Origin of the sequence: Ciceribacter ferrooxidans (genome assembly GCF_004137355.1) — a bacterium.
In the GTDB taxonomy this organism is placed as follows: domain Bacteria; phylum Pseudomonadota; class Alphaproteobacteria; order Rhizobiales; family Rhizobiaceae; genus Allorhizobium; species Allorhizobium ferrooxidans.
In genome coordinates this window covers 1-260 of record NZ_SDVB01000163.1, presented here as the reverse complement: position 1 = coordinate 260, position 260 = coordinate 1, and the positions used below count along the sequence as shown (strand labels likewise).

Genomic DNA, 260 nt, shown 5'->3' with positions numbered 1-260 from the left:
CGCTGCGCGAAGTGGTCGCCTGCTTTCCAGTTTATCGCACCTATGCGCGGGCCGATTCCGAATTTCTGGAAGCTGCCTGCGTCGGGTACATCATCACGGCGGTTGAACGAGCCAGGCGTGCGCGCCCGGACCTGGGAAACGACCTTTTCGACTTTCTTGGCGACGTGCTCTTGCGCCGCATTCGTGGCGATGCGGAAACCGAGCTGGTGTTGCGGCTCCAGCAGATGACGCCCCCAGCAGTTGCAAAGGGCATAGAAGAC

At 61.2% G+C, this 260-nt stretch carries 1 pseudogene; it reads left to right on the top strand.

Features of this window, described 5'->3' with window-relative positions:
* Positions 1-260: pseudogene (locus EUU22_RS25200) on the top strand (hypothetical protein); the annotation flags it as partial.